At 59.5% G+C, this 17,163-nt stretch carries 14 protein-coding genes; 10 read left to right on the top strand and 4 right to left on the bottom strand.

Annotation, left to right across the window (positions count from 1 at the left end):
• The first annotated feature begins 248 nt into the window (after positions 1-248).
• The 3 genes from BM300_RS14525 to BM300_RS14535 are packed head-to-tail and all read left to right on the top strand — an operon-like array spanning position 249 to position 4,175.
• Positions 249-1,997 carry a carbamoyltransferase family protein gene (locus BM300_RS14525; protein ID WP_053181410.1) on the top strand — a complete coding sequence of 583 codons (1,749 nt, stop codon included), beginning with the start codon at positions 249-251 and terminating at the stop codon, positions 1,995-1,997.
• Positions 1,990-2,892, top strand: coding sequence for a glycosyltransferase family 2 protein (locus BM300_RS14530; protein ID WP_092463200.1), 903 nt, complete (start codon positions 1,990-1,992; stop codon positions 2,890-2,892). The genes BM300_RS14525 and BM300_RS14530 overlap by 8 nt, the downstream gene beginning before the upstream one ends.
• On the top strand, positions 2,889-4,175 hold the full coding sequence (locus tag BM300_RS14535; protein WP_092463202.1) for a glycosyltransferase family protein: 1,287 nt from the start codon (positions 2,889-2,891) through the stop codon (positions 4,173-4,175). Before BM300_RS14530 ends, BM300_RS14535 begins: the two co-directional genes overlap by 4 nt.
• 17 nt (positions 4,176-4,192) lie before the next feature.
• On the opposite strand, the gene BM300_RS14540 is transcribed toward BM300_RS14535, so the two are convergent.
• Positions 4,193-4,825: a BUD32 family EKC/KEOPS complex subunit gene (locus tag BM300_RS14540; RefSeq protein WP_092146681.1), complete on the bottom strand. Its 633-nt coding sequence runs from the start codon at positions 4,823-4,825 to the stop codon at positions 4,193-4,195.
• A 220-nt stretch (positions 4,826-5,045) separates the two neighbouring features.
• On the opposite strand from BM300_RS14540, the gene BM300_RS14545 reads away from it, so the two are divergent.
• From BM300_RS14545 to hldE, 7 genes are all read left to right on the top strand, one after another.
• On the top strand, positions 5,046-6,152 hold the full coding sequence (locus BM300_RS14545; RefSeq protein WP_092146679.1) for a capsular polysaccharide export protein, LipB/KpsS family: 1,107 nt from the start codon (positions 5,046-5,048) through the stop codon (positions 6,150-6,152).
• Between the two features lie 12 nt (positions 6,153-6,164).
• Complete coding sequence (locus BM300_RS14550; RefSeq protein ID WP_092222390.1) at positions 6,165-7,349, top strand: O-antigen ligase family protein; 1,185 nt, start codon at positions 6,165-6,167, stop codon at positions 7,347-7,349.
• A 133-nt stretch (positions 7,350-7,482) separates the two neighbouring features.
• Entirely contained in the window at positions 7,483-9,273 is a 1,791-nt protein-coding gene (gene msbA, locus BM300_RS14555; RefSeq protein WP_092222392.1) for a lipid A export permease/ATP-binding protein MsbA, read from the top strand.
• Positions 9,273-10,169, top strand: a complete 897-nt coding sequence (locus BM300_RS14560) for a GNAT family N-acetyltransferase (RefSeq protein ID WP_092222551.1) — start codon at positions 9,273-9,275, stop codon at positions 10,167-10,169. Before msbA ends, BM300_RS14560 begins: the two co-directional genes overlap by 1 nt.
• Positions 10,170-10,185: 16 nt before the next feature.
• A complete protein-coding gene (locus tag BM300_RS14565) occupies positions 10,186-11,601 on the top strand; it encodes a PIG-L deacetylase family protein (RefSeq protein ID WP_092345509.1) in 1,416 nt (471 codons plus the stop codon).
• 121 nt (positions 11,602-11,722) lie between these two features.
• Positions 11,723-12,331, top strand: a complete 609-nt coding sequence (gene cysC, locus BM300_RS14570; protein WP_063323215.1) for an adenylyl-sulfate kinase — start codon at positions 11,723-11,725, stop codon at positions 12,329-12,331.
• Positions 12,332-12,416: 85 nt separating this feature from the next.
• Positions 12,417-13,838 (top strand): bifunctional D-glycero-beta-D-manno-heptose-7-phosphate kinase/D-glycero-beta-D-manno-heptose 1-phosphate adenylyltransferase HldE, encoded by a 1,422-nt coding sequence (hldE, locus tag BM300_RS14575; protein ID WP_063323214.1) that lies wholly within the window; start codon positions 12,417-12,419, stop codon positions 13,836-13,838.
• A 184-nt stretch (positions 13,839-14,022) separates the two neighbouring features.
• Here the strand turns inward: hldE and BM300_RS14580 are convergent, their stop codons facing one another.
• From BM300_RS14580 to BM300_RS14590, 3 genes are read right to left on the bottom strand one after another with little or no spacing between them, the layout of a single operon-like run.
• Positions 14,023-14,988, bottom strand: a complete 966-nt coding sequence (locus BM300_RS14580; RefSeq protein WP_092463206.1) for a metal ABC transporter ATPase — start codon at positions 14,986-14,988, stop codon at positions 14,023-14,025.
• Positions 14,989-15,022: 34 nt separating this feature from the next.
• Complete coding sequence (locus BM300_RS14585) at positions 15,023-15,835, bottom strand: aldo/keto reductase (protein WP_092463208.1); 813 nt, start codon at positions 15,833-15,835, stop codon at positions 15,023-15,025.
• Positions 15,832-17,007, bottom strand: coding sequence for an NAD(P)/FAD-dependent oxidoreductase (locus tag BM300_RS14590; RefSeq protein WP_092463210.1), 1,176 nt, complete (start codon positions 17,005-17,007; stop codon positions 15,832-15,834). Before BM300_RS14590 ends, BM300_RS14585 begins: the two co-directional genes overlap by 4 nt.
• Positions 17,008-17,163 lie beyond the last annotated feature (156 nt).

Below are 17,163 nucleotides of genomic sequence, written 5' to 3' on the forward strand. Positions count from 1 at the left end.
ACTCACCGAGGCTTAGACGCCGACCGGGATCTCCCAGTCCATTTGCGTGAAGCCTATGTTGGTGGCCATGGACTGTCAATGAACGCCCGAGCGGCAAAACCCACAAGCTCCCCACTCACCGCTAGAGGCTTAATGCCGCTTTTAAGCTATAATCCCGCCCTTTAGCTGCCCCGTGCCCTGGGCTCGCGGCACATCAATTGTTCGCGGCGCTTGTCGCCCGTATGCAGACATTAAGAGGCTAGACCCCTGTGGCATTGACGATTCTTGGCCTGTCCGGCGCCCTTAGCCATGATCCTTCCGCTGCGTTGTACATTGACGGCAAGCTGATCGCAGCGGCCGAGGAAGAGCGCTTCGTACGCGATAAACATGCAAAGAACCGCATGCCCTACGAGTCGGCGAAGTTCTGCCTGGAGCAGGCCGGTATCAAGCCTTCCGACGTCGATGTAGTGGCGATCCCGTTCGCCCCGATCAGCCTGTTCGGCGAGGCGCGCTGGCACTACGCCAAGCGCTACTGGTACGCCCCGGACCGGGCCCTCGACGCGATCCTGATGGGCAACCGTCGCTACAAGCGCTATCGCCGCAAGATCGTCTGGTGCCTGGAGCAACTGGGCTTCGATCCGAAGAAAATCAAGATCGAGCCGGTCGAGCATCACCTGGCTCACGCCTCCAGTGCCTACCACTGTTCGGGCTTCCAGGAGAAAACCGCGATCCTGGGCATCGACGGCAAGGGCGAATACGCCACGACCTTCTTTGGCTACGGCGAAAACGGCAAGATCCACAAGATCAAGGAATTCTTCGACCCGGACTCCCTGGGCGGCCTGTACGGCGCGATCACCGAGTTCCTCGGCTTTGAAATGCTCGACGGCGAGTTCAAGGTCATGGGCATGGCGCCCTATGGCGATGCCAGCAAGTACGATTTCTCGCGTCTGGCCTCGTTCGAAAACGGCGAACTGGTGATCAACACCGACTACGCCAACGTGATCGGCCTGCGTCGCTATAAAGAGAAGGGCAAGGGTTTTTACTTCTCGCCGAAGCTGATCGAATGGCTCGGCCCGAAACGCGAAGGCGACATCGCCGACGAGCCGTACATTCACTACGCGGCGAGCATGCAAGCGCTGTTCGAGAAGCTCGCGCTCCAGATGATCGACCACTACCTGGGCGACGTGCTCAAGGAGACCGGCAAGCTGGCCTTCGCGGGTGGCTGCGCGTTGAACGTCAAGTTGAACCAGAAAATCATCGCCCGTGACGACGTCAAGGAGCTGTTCGTGCAACCGGCTTCCGGCGACGCCGGTACTGCTGTGGGTGCTGCGGCTTATGTGTCCCACGCCCGTGGCGTACCCGTAGAGAAGATGGAACACGTCTACCTCGGCCCGGCCTACAGCAACGAAGATGTGATCGCTGCATGCGCCCGTCATCCGAGCAAGCCTGCGTGGCGCAAGATCGACAACACCCCCGAGCGCATCGCCAGGATCATGGTCGACGGCAACCCGGTGGCCTGGTTTCAGGGGCGCATGGAGTTTGGCCCGCGGGCCTTGGGCGGTCGTTCGATCATCGGTTGCCCAAGTGCCAGCGGCGTGGCCGATCGCATCAACGAACAGATCAAGTTCCGCGAGCGCTGGAGGCCTTTCTGCCCGTCGATGCTCGACACCGTTGCGCCGCAGATGATCAAGGTCGACCACCCGGCGCCGTTCATGACGTTCACCTTCGAAGTGGCCGAAGAATGGAAAACCCGCGTGCCGGAAGTCGTCCATGAAGACGGCACGTCTCGGGCCCAGGTGCTCAAGCGCGAATACAACCCGCGCTACTACGACATGATGAAGGCCCTGGAAGTCCTGACCGGCAACGGCGTGTCGCTGAACACTTCGCTCAACCGTCGTGGCGAACCGATGATCTGCTCGCCCACCGACGCGCTGAACATGTTCTTCGGTTCCGATCTGCAGTACCTGATCATGGAAGACATCCTAGTGGTCAAAGATGGCGTGGACGCTTATGACTGAGACGTTGATCAGCGTTGTCATCCCTGCTTATAACTACGCCAAGACATTGCCGCGTGCGGTGAACTCTGTTGTGGCGCAGCTGGGAGATGCTCCAGCTGAACTGCTGGTGATCGATGACGGTTCAACTGACGCGACGCCACAAGTGCTGGAACAGCTCCAGGCTGAACATGCGAATTGCTTTCGAGTTCTGCGTAAACCCAATGGTGGTCTATCTTCGGTTCGTAATCGCGGGATCGAGGAGGCACGAGGGCCATACATGATCTTCCTGGATGCCGATGATGAGATGGCTCCAGGCGCGCTGGCTGCGGTGGCCCAACATATCGCCAGTCATCCCGAGAGCCGTTTTATCATTGGTGGGCACTGGTCGGTGTTTGCCGATGGCCGTCGGGTCCAGCATCGCGTAAAACCCTTGCCTGCCACACCGCGCGAACGTGTGCGTGGCTACTTGCTGGACAAGACGGTGACGCTGTCCAACGGTGCCTGCGTGATGCATCGCGATGTGTTTGCGCCGGGCAATTACCCCGAGCACTTGCGTAACGTCGAAGATATCCCGGTGTTTGCCCAGGTGTTGGCGCGTTTCCCGTGCAGCGTTCTCGATCAGCCGCTGGCGTTGATCTATAAGCATGATGACAGTATGCGGCACGACCTCAAGCAAAGCCTGGCGGCGGGCATTGGGATGGTTGACGAGGTGTTTTCCCCTGCGCGCTTACCTGAACTGCAGGACTTGCGCCAGGCTTTCATGGCTCAGCGCTGCCTGTCGTTGTTCCGTGATTGCTACACCGCTGGCGACTATGTCAACGCCAGGGCTTTTTATGTTCAAGCTGTGCGCACCGATATTCGTTCTCTCACGCGTTGGCCCTATACCCGCAAGGCCATTCGGTTGTTGTTCAAATGAGTGCGCCGTTGTCCGGCGAAGGAGTGCTCCAGGTTGATGGATGCTGGGCGCAAAAGGCACGGGAGCTGGATCGTTATCGTTGGAAGTTGCTACGCGAGCGTCATGGTCGCTTTGGCAGCCTGCTGCGCCTGGTTCGTGATGTGCTCGTCGATGTTGCTGTCGGGATACGCGCCAACGCGTGCTTGAGTGGTTCGGTCGACCCCATGCACTGTGAGGTGCTGTTGCTGCATTCGGCCCCCAAGTCCATGGCATTGCAGCGCAAGAATATTTTGATCGAGGCCCTGCGTGAGCGCGGACACCATCTGAAGGAAGCCGCTTTACGCTCGCCGTCAGATGCTTGCGCGCAGCGAATGCTTGTGGCACCTGCGCAGTCTGTACCGCTGCGATATCTGGTATACGCGGCCCATGCCCAGTGGTTAGTGATGACCTATCAGCCCAAGGTGTTGATCAACGAGCGCAACGGTAGTCTCCATGCGCCATTTCTGCGCCTGGCATTGGCTGCGCGTGGCGCTCGACTGCTGCATCTGGCCCACGCCGCGACGCTGGAGTCTTCTCGGCGGCTGGCGATGAACGACTTTGATTTCTACGGCGTCTTTGGGCGCAGTTCGCTCGTTGCCTTGCAAGAGCGAACCTTGCGGTTTGGTGAGTCGACAGTCGTGCTGGTCGGGTCCTACCTGGTCGATGAAACCTATGATCTGCCTGTCGCCGACCCGGCGCTCCGAACGGTGTTGGTTTTGGGGGTTGGTCCTGATCGGGAGAAAGACTCGGGCTACCAGAACACCTATCAGCTATTGTGCGATTGGGCCGAACGCAATCCGCACTATCGCGTACTGTTCAAGCGTCACCCGCGTAGCAAGGCGCAATTCTGGAGCGCTGCTGCCGAGCGATTGGCCAACGTAGAACTGCTGGATATCACGTGCTCGCTAGCCCAGGCGCTGGCCCAGGCCAGCGTTGTGATCAATATCATGTCCAATGCCGGTATCGAGGCAGGGTTGGCGGGCCGGCCGGTGATCCATGTGAACGCGGGCAGTGATCAGGACATTTTTTCCCATTCGCTTTTTTTTGGACCTCAAGTTCGTGATGAACCTGAATTGTCCCGTCAGTTGCAGGCGCTTGAGTGCGACTACCAGGGGCATGTGGCCCGAGCCCGCCATTTCGCCGATTATCACTTGGTGTACGGTTCTCAGGGGTTGGCGAAAACCGTTCAACTAGTCGATAACCTGTTGCACGACGTAGAGCCTGTGCGGGACTTCGAGACCTTCAGGCTGCCTGCAGTCGGTTGACCTCGGGGGTAGATGGCTTAAGCGTTGAGCGCCAGCCTCACTTCCAGTTCATTGCACAGGTGTTGGTGGGTCATGTAGTGCTCCAGGAACTGGTTGTCCTTGAGTAGCCAATCGCGCTCCTGCCGATAGCGCAACATATGCTTGAAATTGCGCAGGCGCAGGCCTTTGCGAAGCGGCTTGCGGTAGGTGCGCAGATCAGCAATGTCGATCAGTCCCAACGTGTTTTGCGGCGTCAATACGACGTTGCCCAGGTGCGCGGAGCGAAAGTAGATGCCGTTCTGATGCAACCGTGCAACGAACTCTCCCAATCGCGCCTGAAGATCCTCATTAGTATCCACGTTCAGCAGTTGACGCAGGGTGTAGCCAGGCAGTGGAGTGTAATGGACGGCATCGCACTTGATGCTGGGGATGCGATAAACCTGGAGAATTTCCGGGCACTCGATGCCGCGTTCGCGCAGCGTTCGGCAGTTATCGGCGAAGCGCTTGGCGTAAGGAGCCCAGAGCGCGGAGGTCAGCAGGCGTTTGCGACGAAACAGCTTGAGTATCGAGCCATCAGTCAGGCGCAGGACTTTATCCCCTTTACCATCGGCTTCGAGAACCTCGGCACCTTCGCGCAGGCTGAGATAAAGTGCATGGTCGAGCGTTTGCATCAGTGCTCCAAAAACTGGCCCGATGGATGAGCCGCAGGCTATGTTACCGCAGTGTGCATGCTGCAAAAACAGCTGTGGTATAGTCGCGCCACATTTCAAAGGATCCCGGCGCTGTCCATGGGGTCGCCTGGACTCTGTCACAGAGTGTTGGTTCTGATCCATGTTGCTATTCGCCATGCGTCGGCTGGCGTGTAGGTGCTGCCTATCTTCTGGACACTCCATGACGACAATGCTGTTCATTTCCTTGGCCGCTCATCAAGGCCTTTACTTCAATCGGTTGCTCAACGAAACAGAACTACAAGGCAAAGTAGTTACCCCTTCACAGATGCCTTGGTTTGGGGCGCTCCAGATATCCAGGATCCTTTCTCGCATCGACTGGGAGAGCTTGATCGAAGAGAAATGCGAGGAGCGTCGCGTCAAGAACAAGAGCAATGGTCGGCTTTACCGCCTATTGCTACGTCTTGAACTTTTTGGGATGGCACTGCGGGCCCAGGCTTTGCTCAATCGTGAGCGTCCTGATGCGTTGGTATTCTGGAATGGTTCCCATCGCTATTGCCGATTGCTGACGGCGCTGGCCCCGTCGAGTTGCAAGACGTTCTTTTTCGAGAATGGCCTGTTGCCCGATACCACGACGGTGGACCCCAAGGGCGTGAATTACCTGAATGCGGTTCCGCGTGAGGCCGATTTTTACCTCAACTATCCTTACCTCGTGCCTGAAAACCAGGCCGCACCAGTGCTGATCCCCCGTCCGCCTCGTACCACTGGCCCGGCACCCATTGCGCTGCCGCAGCAGTTCGTCTTTGTTCCGTTTCAAGATGACCGAGATAGCCAGGTTCGGCTGTTTTCTCCCTGGATCAGCAACATGCGCGAGATGTTTGCCTTGGGCGAACGACTGGCTAAAGAGACGGGGCTGACAGTGGTGTTCAAGGAGCATCCGTCCAGTCGAGAGACGTATCCAGAACTGCATGAGCGTACCGGTGATCGTGTGCTGTTCGCCAACGGTAACTCTACCCAGCAATTGATCGAGTCCAGTCTTTTTGTGATGACGATCAATTCGACGGTTGGCCTGGAAAGCCTGCTCCTGGGCAGGCCCGTGCTTACCTTGGGCCAAGCGTTTTTCAACATAGAGGGGCTGGTGATGCATGCCGACACCGCTGAACAGGCGGTGGAATTGGCGCGTGCATTCCCGCGATGGCCGCTTGACGAGCAATTAAGACGTAACTTCCTGCACTACCTTAGCGAGCACTATTGCATTAAGGGGGGCTGGAAGAACGCAGATAAAGCTCAGTTGCAACGAGTTGCCGATCGAATGCTGGGGAAAAGTTAAGTGCTGTCAGAAATGAAAAGGTTTATTAGCAAGGATGTCCTGGCGGTGTGGGCATCCATCGGGCTCCTCATTTTGTTATGTGGCCCGTGGGTACTGCCGAGCAACAAACTTTATCACCAGATGTTGATTGTGCTGCTCTGGCTGCCCGCCTTGCTGGCGCTGGTTCATCGGGATTTTCGCCTGTTACTCAAACAGCCGGAGTGCATTTTTTTCCTCTTGTTCGTTGCCTGGACGTTCCTGGTATTGGCGGTCGAGGGGGGCGATAACGTGTTCGGCAAGGTCAAGGTGACATTCTATGTAGCCTTGACCCTGGCAGGCGTGTTGCTGGCGGCACAGAACCGCCAATGGCGGCTAGAGTCCATGTTGTTGTACGCATCGATTATCGGTGGTGTTTTTGCGGCCGCTTCTTGGGTGTATTTTTATGGTCTATCCGCGCGGTCTTTGCACTCCCGGGTGATCGCCATCGGCTTATGGGACACCGCGATCATGGCGGCGCACGCGGTGGGCGCCTTGGCAATCATGGGCGCGTTCACACTGCGAACCAGGCGCTTCCCTCCTGTTGTGATGGCGTTGCTGCTGATCCCAGCGATCGGATATGCGCTGTTTCTGGGCTTCAGCCAAACGCGTGGTGTTTGGATCGGCTTGGTCGTCTGTTTTTTCGTTATGGCCGTAGCGCGACCGTCACGCCTGGGAAGCGGCCTGATCCTTCTGGGGGCGTTGGGAGTGGCGTGCATTGCTCTATTCAAACCCGAGATTCTATTGCAGCGTGGCGTCTCTTACCGTCCCGAGCTATGGCGAGGTGGTATTCAGTTGATTCTGGACCACTGGGTAACGGGGTTGGGATTCAATGAGTACCTGATTCCGGTCCCTGAAATAGCGAGGTCCTTCAAGCATCCCCATAACCTCTTTCTGGATACCGGAGTGCGTCTCGGGGTGCCTGGCCTGCTGTTGTTCGGCTGGCTGTGGCTGGCGGCTGGCTGGCGCGGCTGGATTTCGCGAGCCCAGCCGCTGGGTCAAGTGTTGCTGGCACTCTGGGTTTTTTCCGGAGCGTCGTTGCTGACCGATGGCATCGGTCTCTGGCTCAAACCGAACGCCGATTGGTTGATCACTTGGCTGCCGATTGCTTTGAGTATTGTGTTGGCCGCTCGGGGGAGCGCTGAAACCGAACGCTCCACCCAGAGCGTTTCTGTTTCCTGATGCTTATGACGCGAAAGCGAATTGCTATCGCTGTGCTGCCCAGTCGTTCAGTCCTGACTGCGCCGGTGTTGTAATTCGTTCGCTGTTACAATCTACATCTTGTCTCTTTTTTCAAACGTCCGAGGCGCACCGAATGGCCAATTCCGACCAGCAGTCGAGCATGACGATTTACCTGCGGTTGCTGAAATACGTGCTCCCGTACTGGGGTGCTTTCGCCATCAGTATTATCGGTTTCGTGCTGTTCGCATCCAGCCAGCCGATGCTGGCAGATATGCTCAAGCATTTTCTCGATGCCTTGCAGAAGCCCAACGACACTCAGTTCATGGGCGTTTCGCTGGTGCTCGGCGTGCCGTTGTTGATCGTGCTCATTGCCGTCTACCAAGGCATAGGCTCATTCCTGGGTAATTACTACCTGGCCAAGGTTGCCCGTGGCGTTGTCCACGACCTGCGTTGCGCCCTCTTCGACAACCTTTTGACCCTGCCCAACCGTTACTTTGACAACCATAACTCCGGCCATCTGATATCCCGTATTACCTATAACGTGACCATGGTCACCGGTGCCGCCACCGATGCGATCAAGGTGGTGATCCGTGAGGGCCTGACGGTGGTGTTCCTGTTCGGTTATTTGCTGTACAGCAATTGGAAGATGACGCTGGTATTGCTGGCGATTCTGCCGGTTATTGCCATTCTGGTGAGTAGCGCGAGCAAGAAATTTCGTAAACAGAGCAAGAAAATCCAGGTGGCGATGGGCGATGTGACCCACGTGGCCTCGGAGACGATCCAGGGCTACCGTGTGGTTCGCAGCTTTGGCGGTGAAAGTTACGAAATCGAACGGTTTCACAAGGCCAGTGCCGATAACATGAACCGCAGCCTGGGTATGACCCGGACCCAGTCGATCTATACGCCGATGTTGCAGTTGGTGATCTACATCGGCATGGCCGTGTTGATGTACCTGGTGCTTTACCTTCGCGGCGACGCTTCTGCCGGCGAATTGGTTGCTTATATCACCGCCGCCGGTTTGTTACCCAAGCCCATCCGTCAGTTGTCGGAAGTCAGCGCCACGATCCAGAAAGGCTTGGCCGCAGCAGATAGCATTTTCGAGCAGCTCGACGAGGAACCGGAAGTCGATACGGGGACCAAGGAGATGGCTCGTGTCAACGGGCGTCTGGAAGTGCGTAACCTGAGCTTTCAGTATCCGGGTACCGAGAAGATCGTGCTCGATGACATTTCCTTTACGGCCGAAGAAGGTCAGATGATTGCTCTGGTGGGGCGTTCGGGCAGCGGAAAGTCGACCTTGGCCAACCTGATCCCGCGTTTCTATCACCATGACCAGGGCCAGATCCTGCTCGATGGTGTGGACGTCGAGCAATACAAGCTTACCAACCTGCGGCGCCACATTGCCCTCGTGACCCAGCAGGTCACTCTGTTCAACGACAGCGTCACTAATAACATCGCTTATGGTGACCTTGCCGATGCGCCGTTCGAATCTGTGCGCAAGGCGGCCGAAGATGCCTACGCCGCCGAGTTCATCGAACAGATGCCTCAGGGGTACGACACGCTGGTGGGCGAAAACGGCGTCCTGCTTTCCGGAGGGCAGCGTCAGCGTCTGGCGATAGCCCGTGCGCTGCTCAAGAACGCACCGTTGTTGATTCTGGATGAGGCGACCTCGGCCCTTGATACCGAGTCCGAGCGCCACATCCAGGCAGCTTTGGATCAAGTGATAAAAGGGCGCACCACGCTGGTGATTGCTCACCGCTTGTCGACTATCGAGAAGGCCGACTTGATCCTGTTGATGGACAAGGGGCGCATCGTCGAGCGCGGTACTCATGCCGAGTTGCTGGCACTCAATGGCTTCTATGCCCGGTTGCACGAGAAAGATTTCGTCGAAGGTGCCGAAGAGGCAGCGAAGGAGTCCTTCGTTTGATTTTGAGTTACTGGCGGTCTTGGCGAGAAAGTGGTTGGACCCCCATTGATGCTGTGGCTTACGCCCAGGCCTGGCAACAGTTTGGCGGCAGTGTGGCAACTCATCCCAATGTGGTCGAGCGCCTGGCCGGGCTTGTAGGTATTCCGGTGCGTTACCTGGGGTGGTTCGTTGACGGGCAATTGTGTGCTGCGATCCCGACCTGGGGACGTCATGTGGCCTTATCCAAGGATGTGCTCAAGCGTGAAGGCAAGCGTGGCATGCTCGATCTTGGCAATGCCGAGGTCATCCTGCCGGTTGCCGAAGACGCTCGGATTCGTGTACGACATCGCATGCGCTATGTGTCCGAGCTCAATGCCCGGAACATGACCGGCCTTGTTGAGCAGCCTGAAGGTTTGGCGCTGGCCCGTGAACCCGAGGAATACAGTAAGAAGTTTCGTTACAACCAACGTCGCGAGCAGCGTTTGTTGGAGGATGCGGGTGGCAGTATCCGGCCTATGCTGGAGCTGAGCGCCAGCGAACAGGCGGCCATCTATGCAGACCTGTTCCAACGCCGCTGGAACTTCGAAGCCCCGGGCAAAAAACATCTGGCTGACGTGTTCGGCCTGATGCGAGAGTTCATGACCGGGTCCTTGATTTACCTGAACGACGAGCCGGTGGCTATTCAGATCCTGTACCGGGTCGAGGCACCCAAGTGGACCAGCCTTGAATACATCAACGGCGGCGTCGACCCGCAGAGTCGCGAGTTCAGTCCTGGCAGCGTGCTCAGTTTCGTCAATACCCAAACCGCTTGGGAGCAGGCCCGCGCCCTGGGCAAGCCGCTGCGTTATTCGTTCGGCCGTGCCGATCGCGAATACAAGGATCGCTGGTGTCACCGGGTTCCGGTCTATCAGGTTTGAGCGAGGGTAAACAGCCATGAGCGGACGCAAACAGCAATTGCTCAAACGCCATCGTCAACGCAAACGCCTGATACTGATTGGCATGTTGCTGGTGGCGTCGGCACTGGGTTTTTTTGTGTCGTGGTGGGCGTCGCCGCTTTTCCTGCTGTTGGGCTGGGTCGCCCACGAGGCCTGGTTTTGCGATCATCTGTTCTATGCTCCGGACGACGACTATCGTTATGACTTCCCTGCAGGCACGCTGCAGTTTTCTGCCATTTTGAACGATGGCCTCTTGCAGGTGGCGGGCGCGTTCAGCGCGGGGCAGACCCTGATTCTGCAAGTGCGGGTCAAAAGCCATTGGTTGGGGCGTTTTTTCGATCCTCAGGTATGGATCGGTGACGATCGCCAGGATCTGGAGCGTGGTGCCGCGGGGGAACGTTTCCTCAATCTGTCCGGACAGGATTCGCTACTGGCAAGCGGCGCCCTGAGAGTGCACGGCCGTTTTTGCAGCCTGGCGTCACAGGCGACCCTTCATGTCCTGAGCAACCCGGACTTTGGCCAGCAACGTTTGCTTATCATTGCTCCTCATGCCGATGATGCCGAACTCGCGGCTTTTGGTCTCTATAGTCGGGCGAGCGATGTGGCCATTGTCACGCTCACCCAGGGTGAAATCGAAGCCGATAACTATCGCGATATGGGCCTGGACATGGCTCAAGCCGCTCGTCTGAAGGGCCGCCTGCGTAGCTGGGACAGCCTGGCGGTACCGCTGTGGGGCGGGGTGGGGCAGCAGCAGTGTGTGCAATTGGGCTACTACTGCCTTCAGTTAGGGGCAATGGCGCAACAACCGGAGCGAAGCTTCGGCTCTCTGGAGTCGGGCGATAGTGATACTCGGGACGTGCGCCGGTTCAACGCCCTGAGTCTGCCCGGTGACGTTGACGGCCAGCCCAGTTGGCGCAACCTGGTGGCCGATCTGGTAGGACTGCTTGAGCATCACCGACCGGACGCGGTAGTGACACCTCATCCCGAACTGGATCCTCACAGCGACCATGTTGCCGCTACTCGCGCCTTGATGGAGGCAATTGAACTCAGTACCTGGCGCCCACGTACCCTGCTGCTGTATGCCAACCACCTGCACGATAACGACCGTTGGCCAATGGGTCCGGCAGGCTATGGTATCGCCTTGCCGCCAGCCATCGAGCCGTTGCCGGCCGATGGCCTATGGAGTCCGCTGCTGGATGCACCAACCCGTATGGACAAGGCGATGGCCTTAGGCATGCAGCACGATTTGCAGGGTCGTCCACCCTTCAAAAGACAGCTGCGGCGAATGATCCAGCGGTTGTTGGCCGGGCGTCGCTGGCCTCGTACCGGGGAGGATGAGTTTTTCCGCAAGGCGGTTCGTCGACATGAGCTTTTCTGGACGCGCCCACTGGATGTGTCGCCAAAGGATGATTAGCGAACCGTCGACATGCGGTGTTCAGCCTATGCTTTGCTCTGGGCAATAAGTCGGTATGCGCGCGATGCAGCGCGGAGGCCGGTAAACCCCCAGGATTTCGATTTCAGGGAGAGACTCGGTTATGGACAGGACGACAAAGATATCGACATCACGGCCGGCTATCGGGCCTTCTGCGTTGACAGTCTCAGCGCAGGCCCGGGCGGCGATCAAATCCCAGCGACCGCGATGTATTTGGCTGACCGGTTTGTCCGGCGCGGGAAAGTCAACATTGGCCAATGCGTTGGAAGTACGCTTGCACGAGCTAGGCCTCCACACCTGCCTCCTTGACGGGGACAACCTGCGCCAGGGGTTATGCAGTGACTTGGGCATGAGTCCCGAGGCGCGCAAGGAAAACATCCGACGAATCGGTGAGGTGGCGCGATTGATGGTCGATGCTGGACTGATCGTCATTGTCGCGGCCATTTCCCCGTTTCGGGCTGACCGTGAGGCCGCACGGCAATTGTTCGCCCCGGACACTTTTCTCGAAGTCTATGTGAGCACGCCTTTTGACGTGTGTGCCAAACGAGATCCAAAAGGACTGTATCGGGAGGCGCGCGCGGGTAGGCTCAAGAATTTCACCGGGCTCGACAGTCCATACGAAGTGCCGCTGACACCCGCTTGCGAAATCGACACCGACAAGCTGGAGCTGGGCCAGGCCTGCGACCGGCTGTGGGCGCTATTGCACGACTAACGCATCCCGTCACCGCCATAGAAGAGCCTTGCGCCAACCCTGTGCTAATATCCCCGCCCTGTTCATTTTGTATGTGGGATGCTCCATGAAGTTGTCCATGCCGCGATTCGATCAAGCCCCTGTATTGGTGGTCGGCGATGTCATGCTCGACCGCTACTGGCATGGCGGTACCTCACGAATTTCCCCTGAGGCGCCGGTACCGGTGGTCAAGGTCGAGCATATCGAGGATCGTCCCGGTGGTGCCGCCAACGTTGCCTTGAACATCGCCGCCCTCGGCGCGCCGGCTTCCCTGGTGGGCGTGACCGGCGACGACGAGGCTGCCGACAGCTTGACCAACAGCCTCAAGGGCGCGGGCGTACGTGCGATATTCCAGCGTGTTGCGCACCAGCCGACCATCGTCAAGCTGCGGGTCATGAGTCGTCACCAGCAACTGTTGCGCATCGATTTCGAAGAGCCGTTCGCCACCGACCCCCTGGCCCTTGGTGCCGAGGTCGACAGCCTGCTCGAAGGCGTCAAGGTCCTGGTGTTGTCGGACTACGGCAAAGGCGCGTTGAAAAACCACCAGGCGCTGATCCAGGCCGCGCGTGCCCGTGGCATTCCGGTCCTGGCCGATCCCAAGGGCAAGGATTTTTCCATCTACCGTGGCGCCAGTCTGATCACGCCGAATCTCAGCGAATTCGAAACCATCGTTGGCGGTTGTGTCGATGAGCACGAACTGGTGAGCAAAGGCGCCCAGCTGATGCAAGACCTCGATCTCGGCGCCTTGCTGGTGACCCGTGGCGAGCATGGCATGACCCTGCTGCGCCCCGATCACCCGGCGTTGCACCTGCCGGCCCGTGCCCGTGAAGTGTTCGACGTGACGGGGGCCGGCGACACCGTGATCTCCACCCTGGCCGCCGCCATCGCCGCAGGGGAAGAACTGCCCCATGCGGTAGCCCTGGCGAACCTGGCGGCCGGCATCGTTGTTGGAAAACTGGGTACGGCGGCGATCAGCGCCCCGGAACTGCGCCGCGCCATCCAGCGCGAGGAAGGCTCCGAGCGCGGTGTGCTGGGCCTGGAGCAACTGTTGCTGGCCGTTGACGACGCCCGTGCCCACAACGAAAGAATCGTCTTCACCAACGGTTGCTTCGACATCCTGCACGCAGGCCACGTGACCTACCTCGAGCAGGCCAGGGCCCAAGGTGATCGTCTGATCGTCGCGGTCAATGACGACGCCTCCGTCAGCCGCCTCAAAGGGCCGGGGCGGCCGATCAACAGCGTCGACCGACGCATGGCGGTCCTGGCCGGCCTGGGCGCGGTGGATTGGGTGATCAGTTTCAGCGAGGGCACGCCGGAAAACCTGCTGCGCGAAGTCAAGCCGGACGTGCTGGTCAAGGGCGGTGACTACGGGATCGACCAGGTTGTGGGCGCGGACATTGTCACCGCCTACGGCGGCACAGTGAAGGTGTTGGGGCTGGTGGAAAACAGCTCGACGACGGCGATTGTGGAGAAGATCCGCAACAACTGAGTTTGGCGATTCAATTGGCGACGAAAAGACTTTGTGGCGAGGGGATTTATCCCCGTTGGGGTGCGAAGCGCCCCCATTCAAAGCTATCTGACATACCGCGTTGTCAGGCTTTGGGGGCTGCTGCGCAGCCCAGCGGGGATAAATCCCCTCGCCACAGGTTAGGTTCGACTAGTTGTTCTTTGTCTTAACGAACTACCTTGCGCGGCACGATCTTCTTGAGCAATTGCCGGGCCTTGCCCTTGAGTCGAGTCAGGCCTGACTCCTTGCCCGGTGGCGTCAGCCCTTGTTGGCGCAGCCAGTCCTTCCAGCGAATCCGCTCGTCTCGCACCAGCCAGCCGTCCTGCTTGGCAAAGCTCTCCGCCAGGTACAGCCCACGCGTGCTGGCCGGGTATAGCTGGTCCTTTTTCAAGGTGTACAGCTCGGGCATGGGTTGGCCGTCCTGTAGCGGCATCAAGTAGAGATCAGGTCGCTTGCGGTCCAGGCGCGCCACCAACTGGTCGCCCTCCAAACGCTCATCGACGTGAAACAGGCTCAGGGACTTGGCTTCCTTGGGCACATCCAGGCGCAAGTCATAGATCAATTGCAGCGATGCCGTCGGCAGATGCACGTAGGCCCGTGGTCGCTCGATCAGTTGCAGGTTGGCGCTGCGCACCGGGCGGGCGGAGCCCGAGAGGGGTGTCAGCCGAAACGGCAAGGCTTCGCTGTAATGCAGGGCCGTGGCGTAGGGGGCCGGCAGCCAGGTGTCGTTGAAACGCCCGCCAAGCCAGCCTTCCGGGGTTTCCAGCAGGCATTCTTCGGCAATTTCGCTGATGGCGGTAAGCAGTGGCAGGTTCAACTCGTGGGCTGGGACGTAGCCGGAAATCAGCTTGAGCACCACATCGCCGCGATCCTGCCGGCGCTGGCGCACCAGTACCCAATAGTCGCGGTTCTGCCAATGCAGGGTCAGGCGCACAGAAACGCCCAGGTTTGCCAACTCCAAGGAAAAGCGTTCGGTATCGGCCACGGCTACCGGGCGGCGGCGCTGCAAGGTCTGGGCGAAATTCAGCGGCATGCCGACGCTCTGGTAAGTCAGGCCTTCGGGTGTCGCTTCGACGAACAGGGGCAGGGTCTTGAAGTTGCTGGGATTCTTTCTGATGAGCGTACGCGGCATGTCGGCTCCTTCCTTAAGGCCGCGTAGGGCGGCGTCAGTTTTTACGCAGGACCTTGGCTACGGTCGCGACGTTGTGGGCGAGGTGCAGCGGATTGATGGTGCCGACAATAGCACTGGCGACCCCAGGATGCTCAAACAACAGTTCGAAGCTGGCGCGAACCGGGTCTACCCCGGGGCTCAGGCAAACGTGGCCGCTGGCCAGGGCCTTTTTCACCAGGATCGCTTTGCCGTGTTCGCTGGCGTAGTCAATGACAGCCTTTTCGTTTCGTTCGTTCAGATTGTAGGTGACCATCGCACAATCGCCTTGCTCCAAGGCTTTCAAGCCACCGTCGACGGTCTTGCCGGAAAAACCGAAGCCGCCGATCTTGCCCTCGCGCTTGAGCGCCGCCAGGGTCGGGTAGACCTCGCTGTCGTTGAGGATCGCCAGGTCGTTGCCGTCGGAGTGCACGAGCACCAGGTCGATATAATCGGTTTCCAGGCGCTTGAGGCTGCGCTCCACCGAGAGTCGGGTATGGGCGGCGCTGAAGTCATGGCGTGATTGGCCGTCGCTGAATTCTTCGCCGACCTTGCTGACGATCACCCAGTCCTGGCGTTGGCCGCGCAGCAGCGGGCCGAGGCGTTCTTCGCTCAGGCCATAGGCCGGCGCGGTGTCGATCAGGTTGATACCCAGGTCGCGCGCCAGTTTGAGCAACCTGCGTGCTTCGTCGTCATCGGGGATCTGAAAGCCGTTGGGGTATTTGACGCCTTGGTCGCGACCAAGCTTGACGGTCCCCAGGCCCAAGGGGGAGACCCGCGGGCCGTCATGGCCCAGGGGGCGATAGAGGTCATGCAGGGTCGGTTGGCTCATGGCAGCAGTTGCTCCCAGGCAGGGACGCTCATCGGCGGCTTCGGCAGGTCCGGCAGTGGAGCCGGGTGGCTTGGCTGGATGCCATCGCGCTGCAGGGCATCGACCACCCGATCGGCGAAGTCCGGGGCCAGGGCCAGTTTGGTCGGCCAACCCACCAGCAGGCGATCCTGCTCGGCGAGGAAGGCGTTGTCCGGGCGGGTCAGGCCCGACTGCAACGGTTCGGCGCGGTCCACCCGCAGCGTGGCCCATTGCGCCGTGCTCAGGTCAATCCAAGGCAACAACTGGCCGAGTTCTTTCTGGGCGGCGGCGATCTGTGCGGCAGGCTCGCGGGTCACGCCATCGCCTTCGGCCAGATCGCCACCCACGTACCAGACCCATTGGCCATCGGCCGCCGGATGAGTGGTCACGGTGACGCGCGGCTTCGGGCCGCCGCCCAGGCAATGGGCGTAGAGCGGCTTGAGGCTGGGCCCCTTGACCAGGACCATGTGCAACGGTCGGCGCTGCATGGCTGGCTGGTCCAGGCCCAAGGCGTCGAGCAGGTCGGCGGTGCCGCCCCCGGCGCTGAGGACAATGCGTTGCGCGCGAATCTCGCGGCCATCGACCTTGAGTCCGATCAGCTCGCCACCTTCGCGCAGCGGTTCGATGTGTTGCCCGGCCAGCAAGCTGTCGCCGGCCAGTTCCGCCAGGCGTGCGATCACGCTCGGCACGTCCACCACCAGCTCGGCCAGGCGATAGACCTTGCCCTTGAAACGTTTGTCTTGCAGGGCCGGTGGCAACTGGTCGCCCTTGACCTGGTCGACCCGTCCGCGCACGGCCTTGCTGGCAAAGAAACTGGTGAGGTTGCCGGCCAGGGTGCCGGGGGACCAGAGGTAATGGGCGTCGGACAGCATGCGCACGCCGGACAGGTCCAGCTCACCTTCACCTTTCAGGGCTTCGCGCCAGCGACGCGGCATGTCGGCAATGGCTTCCGAGGCACCGGTCAGGGCGCCATGCAAGGCGTACTTGGCGCCGCCATGGATGATGCCCTGGGATTTGACACTCTGCCCGCCGCCGAGGCTGGCGCTTTCCACCAGCACGGTCGAAAAACCCTGGCGACGCAGGCGTGCATTCAGCCAGAGGCCGGCGACGCCTGCGCCGACAATCAGAATGTCGGTGGAAATAACGGATGGCATGAGCGACCTCAGTGTTCAAGACGAGGGCGCAGTATACAGACTCGGTGCAGAGGGAATTTGTTGACGATCAACATCGGCAGCGTGCAGGGAAAGCTTTTGTGGCGAGGGAGCTTGCTCCCGCTGGGTTGCGCAGCAACCCCATTTTTATGGGCGCTT

The organism is Pseudomonas sp. NFACC46-3, from assembly GCF_900114515.1.
GTDB classification, from domain to species: Bacteria; Pseudomonadota; Gammaproteobacteria; order Pseudomonadales; family Pseudomonadaceae; genus Aquipseudomonas; species Aquipseudomonas fluorescens_Q.